The following is a 5750-nucleotide window of genomic DNA, read 5'->3' as shown; positions in this document are numbered from 1 at the left end:
GCAGGAGCGCCAGGCCATCGAACACGGCCTGCTCGACGGCCAGTTCGACATGGCCGTGGTGCTCACCGCCAACCTCACTCACGCGGATATCGTGTCGGAAATCCTCTTCAACTCCGAACGCCGCCTGAGCCAATCAACGGTGTAGCCCTCACGTACCAGCGCCTGGTGAATACCTTCACCCAATGCCTCGTCATCCTCGATCAGTAATAGGCGCACGCGGACTCCTGTCAGTTGAGTTTTTTGTTGATGTCGGCCAGCAAACTTTCGATTTCTTTGCGCCGTCCGGCATCGGCGGTTTCCCGGCCAGGTCGTGGGGCGGCCAGCAGCGCTTTTTGCAGGGCATCACGGGCTTCGCCGTAGCGTTTTTGCCGGTACAGGTGATCACCCCAGAAGTACAGACTATCTATGCCCGTCGGGTTCAGTTGCAAGGCTTGTTTGAGTAACGGTTCAGCCTTGTCGGCATCCCCAAAGCCGATCGGCCAGCCGGGCACCCGATCATACAGTGCGGCCAGGCTGGTATAGGCAGAGCCTTGCAGGGCCTTGGGGTCGAGGGCGAGGGCTTTTTCCAGGTCGACCTTGGCCGCCTTGACCTTGCTCAACGCGCCAAGCCCGCCCTGGGCACCGGCCCAGCTGCTGCTGACAATCCCGGACCAAATCCAGGCCTCGGCCGCCTGAGGACGCGCCTGGGTGAAGGCCGTCGCCTGGGAGGCGAGCTGCTCAAAGGCTTGGGTGCGCTGTTCCTCGGGCAGGCTGTATTGAATGTGCGCCCAGCGCGTCTGGATATCGGTCAGCCGTTGCTGGTCGGCGGCGTCCAGCGCCCAGGTGAGCGGGCTCAGGGCGGTGAGCAGCAGCGCGGCGAAGAGGCGTTTCATGGGTTCAGATCCTTTTTAACGGGTTTATCGCTCAGGCGGCGTACCAGTGGCAGTTGTTTACGCAAACCACGGTCGACCAGATTCGGCAGCAGGCTGTTGAGGCGCACAAAGAAGCGCTCCGGCCAGCCCAGGTAAAGATCGCGGCGGTCGTTGGCAATCGCTTTGATCACGGCGGCAGCCACGCTGTGCGGTTCGTCGACGTTGGACTTGAGCGCATCGTTCAAGGCCTGCGCCGCCGGGCTGTTCATGCGGGTTTGGGTGGCGCGCGGCGCGACGTACAGCACGCCGACACGGGTGTCGGCCAGTTCCCGGCGCAAGGCTTCGGAAAACCCGCGCAAGGCGAACTTGGTGGCGCAGTAGGTGGCATAACCGGGGTAACCGATCGAACCGTAAGTTGAGCCGACATTCACCACCATCGCGCTCGCGGCTTGCTTGAGCATGGGCAGCAGCAGCTTGGTCAGGCAGATCGGCGCGGTGATGTTCAACGCGAGCATGCCGTTGATTTCGTTTTCGTCCAGCTGTTCCAGCATGGCGAAGTGGTTGACGCCGGCAGCGTTGATCAGAAGGTTGACGCCGCCGATGGCTTGCGCGGCGGCCAGCACTTTGCGTCGGTCGTTGAGGAAGGTCAGGTCGGCACCCACCCAGCACAGTTGCTCCGGGTACTGGGCCAACAAGGCTTCCAGCGGTGCGCGATGACGCGCCACGGCCAGGACGTGCGCGCCACTGGCGCACAGCGCGGTGGCGATCGCCAGGCCAATGCCACCGCTGGCGCCGGTCAGCACCACACGGGCGTCAGACAGTTGCATGGGGGGCCTCCCCGATACGCGGCAGGTTGCGGAACATGTCGGTGTAGAGGGCGTACACCACCTTGGATGCGTGGATCACGGCGGCCTGGTCGGCGGGGTCGTCCAGGCTGTTCATCAAGCGGCGATACGTCTCCATGTGCCCAATGTCCAGGGAACCGTGGGAACTCAGGTAGCTGAATGCCGTCTCTGGCAGTTGCAGGCGGTCACGGATACTGCCGGCCGCGTGGGTGGCCAGGGCGATGCTGGTGCCTTCCAGCACATTGACCATGCCAAACAGGCCGACGGGGTTGTCACGGGCGATCAGGTCATAGAGGTAGCTGACCATCAACTCGATAGGCAAGCCAGGGCGGCCGTCACGGACCGCGTCTCGGTCGCCACCACAGGCAGCGATGTCATCGAGCACCCATTGCTCGTGGCCATATTCTTCCTCGATGTACTCGCAGACCGCCTTGCGCAGCCACTCCAGGCGCGAGGGCAGGCGCGCACCGCAAGCCATCATCAATGGCACGGTGTGCCGCACGTGGTAGTAAGCCTGGGCCAGGAATTCACGGTAGCTTTCCAGGCTGACCTTGCCTTCCAGTGCATCACGGATGATCGGCAGGCTGAACAGTGCCTGGCGTTCCTGTTGGGTAGCGTCTTGCAGGGTGTCGAAAAAGTTCACGATGAGGTTTCCTCGTTGAGTGCAGGGGCAAGTCGGGATTGATAGCGCGCGACGATGGCGTCACGCCGTGGCCGGCCATTGGCGGTGAGCAAGCGATTGGCGGCGGTAAACGGTTCTTCCAGGCGCGTCCAGCGATGCACCTGCGCGTAGTCGGGCAGGCTGCTGTTGGCCAGGGCCACGGCGGCGGCCAGTTGGGCGTCGGTGCAGTCAGCGCGATGCGGCCATAGCAGCGCGTGGTTCTCCGGCAGGGCTTCGCCGTAGACGAAGGCCTGGGCGATGGCGCCGCCCTGGGTCAGCTCGGCCTCAACCCAGTCCGGGTTGACGTTGCGCCCGTAACTGGTGACGAACTGATGTTTCTTGCGGCCTTTGAGGTAGAGAAAACCGTCGTCATCGAACGCGCCCAGGTCGCCGCTGGGCCACCACTGTTCGGGCTGTTCGGTCTGCCCCAGGTAACCGAGCAAGGTCGAGCCCTTGATCAGCACTTCGCCGTCCTCGGCGAGGCGGATCTCCACATGGGGCAGCGGTTGGCCGACACTGCCTGGCCGTTGCGCACCGGGCCGATTGAGGCACACCACCGAGGCGCATTCAGAGAGCCCGTAACCTTCGAACACCGGCACGCCCAGTTGCTGCGCCCGTAGTAGCAAGGCCTTGGAGACCCGTGCACCGCCCACGGCAGCAAAGCGCAAACCTTGCGGGTTGAACGCCTTCTGCTCGGCGGCGATGACCAGCATCAACAGCAACTGCGGGACCAGGATCAGGCTGTGGGGCTGGCGCACCGCCAGACAACCGAGCAGTTGCGCGGCATCCACTGCACTGGCGCCCTGGATGCCCAGGCTCTTCTGGCTGGGCAAGCTCAAGGTGGCGCCGGCATACAGCGCGGCGTAGCACCCCAGGTTCTCGAGCAGGATGGCAAGTGGCAATAACGCCAGGTGATGACGCGGGTCGCTGGTGTGGCTGGCCTGGTGTAATTCGCGGGCCACCCGCAGCACGCTGTCGGCGCTCAGGCACACGCCTTTGGGCGTGCCGGTGGTGCCCGAGGTAAAGGTCACTTTGGCCGTGCCCAGGGGCATCGAAGGGCGGCCTTCGAACGCGCGGCACCAGAAGTCGCCGGTTTTGCGGTAACCGCCGGCGTGCAATTCGGCTTCCAGGTACGGTTCGGCGATCACGCGCTCGGCGTGGCTCTGTTCCAGGCAGTGGGCGCGCTGGGCAGGGCTGAAGAACGGCGGCAGGGTCAGGCAGGTCAAGCCTTCGAACAGGATCGCCAGGTCCCACAGCATGGCCTCGACGCCATTGTCCAGGGCCAGCGCCACCACCTTCACGCCTTCAGCGCGCAGGCGTTCCTGCCGATAGGTCACCTCGGCGAACAGCGCGGTGTAATCCATCTTCAGGGTGTCTCCCCACAGGGCGACGGTGCCGTCATTGCGCTCGGCATAGCCGCGAAGAACAGCGTGGAAACGGCGGGTTTCAGGCGACATGGCTGGCGTCCTCAATCGTGGTAGGCAACCCCAGGCGCGAGAACAGGCCCATGTTGCGCAAATGGATGAAGCCGGCGCGGATATTGCCGACATGCACCCAGGGTTGGCTTTCGTAATAACTGCCCCAGTGATGGCGTTCATCGCCCAGGCGCTGCGGGTCGGCGGCGCACAGGGTGACGGGCTTCAAACCGAGACGATGGAAACTATTGACCAGGCCGATATTGCCGGTGAACGCCACCCACTCCAGGCCGGCCATGGCCAGCAGCCAGGTGATGGCGATGATGCTCAGGCGCGCACTGCCGGTGTCGCTGGCGGCCAGGTTGCCGACTTCGGCGATCGCCCGGCGGTCTACCGGTTGCGCGGCGGCCGCGCTGATCAGCGGTTCGATCGGATGGTCCAGGTAACGCTCCAGGAACAGCGGCTCGTCGCTTGCCAGGCGCACACCGGCGACGGCACACAGTTCACCGTTGGCCTGACTGACGCCAAACAGCTGCGGCATGAAATGACGGATATCGGCGCCGTGGGCAATGCGAAAGCGCTGTTGGATGAAGGCCTCGAAGGCAGCACGCTGAGGGTCTTGGGGCAGGGCGCGGGCAAGGGACAGCGGCGCACTGTCGGCTTGGCCGAATAACAGGGGCAAGGGAATGTTCCAATCGATACCGGGCATTGGCGTTATGCCTCCCAAGTGAAGTTGGGAGGAGTATCGAGGGCATTTCTTAACGAAGTCTGAAGGTGGTGAAAATGATCGTTTCAGCCATCTTCAGATTGTCTTAAGGCTACGCGGGCAGGGTGACGGCGACTCTTCAAGGCCGGGTCCGGCCACCGCCCCTTGCACAAGGCACCTTATCTATGACCGAAAACCTGATGACACCGCGCTATGCAAGGCTGTCGATGATTCTGCACTGGCTGATGCTGGCATTGTTTGTCGGCGTATACGGTTGCATTGAAATCAAAGGCCTGTTGCCTCGTGGGCACGCACTCAAGGGGCTGTTCCTCGGCGCCCACGCGCTGTTCGGTATCGGGATTTTCCTGCTGGTGTGGCTGCGCCTGCTGGGGCGCTTGATGCCGCGTCCACCGATCGTGCCGCGCCCGCCGGCCTGGCAGACGGGTGCGTCGCACCTGATGCACCTGGCGCTGTACGGCCTGATGATCGTCACGCCGCTGCTGGCCTGGCTGATGCTCAACGCCGCGGGCAAGCCGATACCGTATTTCGAGTTTTCCTTGCCGACCCTGGTCGCGGCGGACCCGGACCTGGCCAGGCAGTTCAAGCACTGGCATGAATGGTTGGGCAGCGCCGGGTATTGGCTGATTGGCCTGCACGCCGCCGCCGGGTTGTTCCACCACTATTGGGTGCGGGACAACACCTTGGTGCGCATGCTGCCTAAACGCTACGAACGCTGAAACCACGGAAAATTCGCCTGATGAAACGTTTCATCAGGCGACAAACGGGCTGCGCAAGCGCTTGCGTAAGTAAATGTATCTGATTAGAGTCGATGGCAATCGGCTCTGATCCAAGGAGCGCGAATACAACAATAATAAAATCAGGAGCTCATTCATGAGCCTCGAACCCTTGCTTGAGATGCAGGGCATCAGCAAAACCTTCAACGGTTTGCGCGTGCTCAAGAATGTCGGCCTGAAAGTCTACCCCGGCGAAATCCACGCCTTGATGGGGGAGAACGGCGCCGGCAAATCCACCCTGATGAAAATCCTCTCCGGCGCTTACCAGGCCGACCCGGGCGGCACCATCCGCATTGCCGGCCAGCCTGTCGCAACGTTCGATCCCGCCACCGCCAAAGCCCTCGGCATCGCCGTGATTTACCAGGAACTGAGCCTGTGCCCGAACCTGAGCGTGGCCGAGAACATCTACCTGGGCCGTGAACTGCGCCGTGGCTGGACCATCGACCGCCAGGGCATGCTGGCCGGTTGCGTGGAGGTG

At 63.1% G+C, this 5750-nt stretch carries 7 protein-coding genes and 2 pseudogenes; 3 read left to right on the top strand and 6 right to left on the bottom strand.

What is annotated here, in order from left to right:
• A pseudogene (locus L9Z73_RS24100) lies at nucleotides 1-127 on the top strand (LysR family transcriptional regulator); the annotation flags it as partial.
• On the opposite strand, the pseudogene L9Z73_RS31345 reads toward L9Z73_RS24100, so the two are convergent.
• From L9Z73_RS31345 to L9Z73_RS24070, 6 genes and pseudogenes are all read right to left on the bottom strand, one after another.
• A pseudogene (locus tag L9Z73_RS31345) lies at nucleotides 124-216 on the bottom strand (DNA-binding response regulator); the annotation flags it as partial. The pseudogenes L9Z73_RS24100 and L9Z73_RS31345 overlap by 4 nt on opposite strands.
• 11 nt (nucleotides 217-227) lie before the next feature.
• The gene (locus L9Z73_RS24090; protein ID WP_247406432.1) at nucleotides 228-872 is read right to left on the bottom strand and encodes a tetratricopeptide repeat protein; all 645 of its coding nucleotides are present in this window, start codon (nucleotides 870-872) and stop codon (nucleotides 228-230) included.
• Nucleotides 869-1678 carry an SDR family oxidoreductase gene (locus tag L9Z73_RS24085; RefSeq protein WP_247406429.1) on the bottom strand — a complete coding sequence of 270 codons (810 nt, stop codon included), beginning with the start codon at nucleotides 1676-1678 and terminating at the stop codon, nucleotides 869-871. Before L9Z73_RS24085 ends, L9Z73_RS24090 begins: the two co-directional genes overlap by 4 nt.
• On the bottom strand, nucleotides 1665-2339 hold the full coding sequence (locus L9Z73_RS24080; protein WP_247406426.1) for a TenA family transcriptional regulator: 675 nt from the start codon (nucleotides 2337-2339) through the stop codon (nucleotides 1665-1667). The genes L9Z73_RS24085 and L9Z73_RS24080 overlap by 14 nt, the downstream gene beginning before the upstream one ends.
• Entirely contained in the window at nucleotides 2336-3814 is a 1479-nt protein-coding gene (locus L9Z73_RS24075) for an AMP-binding protein (RefSeq protein WP_247406423.1), read from the bottom strand. Before L9Z73_RS24075 ends, L9Z73_RS24080 begins: the two co-directional genes overlap by 4 nt.
• Nucleotides 3804-4481 (bottom strand): thermostable hemolysin, encoded by a 678-nt coding sequence (locus tag L9Z73_RS24070; RefSeq protein WP_247406421.1) that lies wholly within the window; start codon nucleotides 4479-4481, stop codon nucleotides 3804-3806. The genes L9Z73_RS24075 and L9Z73_RS24070 overlap by 11 nt, the downstream gene beginning before the upstream one ends.
• 182 nt (nucleotides 4482-4663) lie before the next feature.
• Here L9Z73_RS24070 and L9Z73_RS24065 point away from each other — a divergent pair, with 182 nt between their 5' ends.
• Both L9Z73_RS24065 and L9Z73_RS24060 read left to right on the top strand, forming a co-directional pair.
• Nucleotides 4664-5215, top strand: coding sequence for a cytochrome b (locus L9Z73_RS24065; RefSeq protein WP_247406418.1), 552 nt, complete (start codon nucleotides 4664-4666; stop codon nucleotides 5213-5215).
• A gap of 154 nt (nucleotides 5216-5369) precedes the next feature.
• On the top strand, nucleotides 5370-5750 hold a 381-nt coding region (locus L9Z73_RS24060), incomplete at its 3' end, for an ATP-binding cassette domain-containing protein (RefSeq protein WP_247406415.1).

Source organism: Pseudomonas emilianonis, assembly GCF_023072625.1.
Lineage (GTDB): Bacteria > Pseudomonadota > Gammaproteobacteria > Pseudomonadales > Pseudomonadaceae > Aquipseudomonas > Aquipseudomonas paraveronii.
The sequence above is the reverse complement of the archived record's forward strand: the minus strand, read 5'-3'. Positions and strand labels throughout refer to the sequence as shown.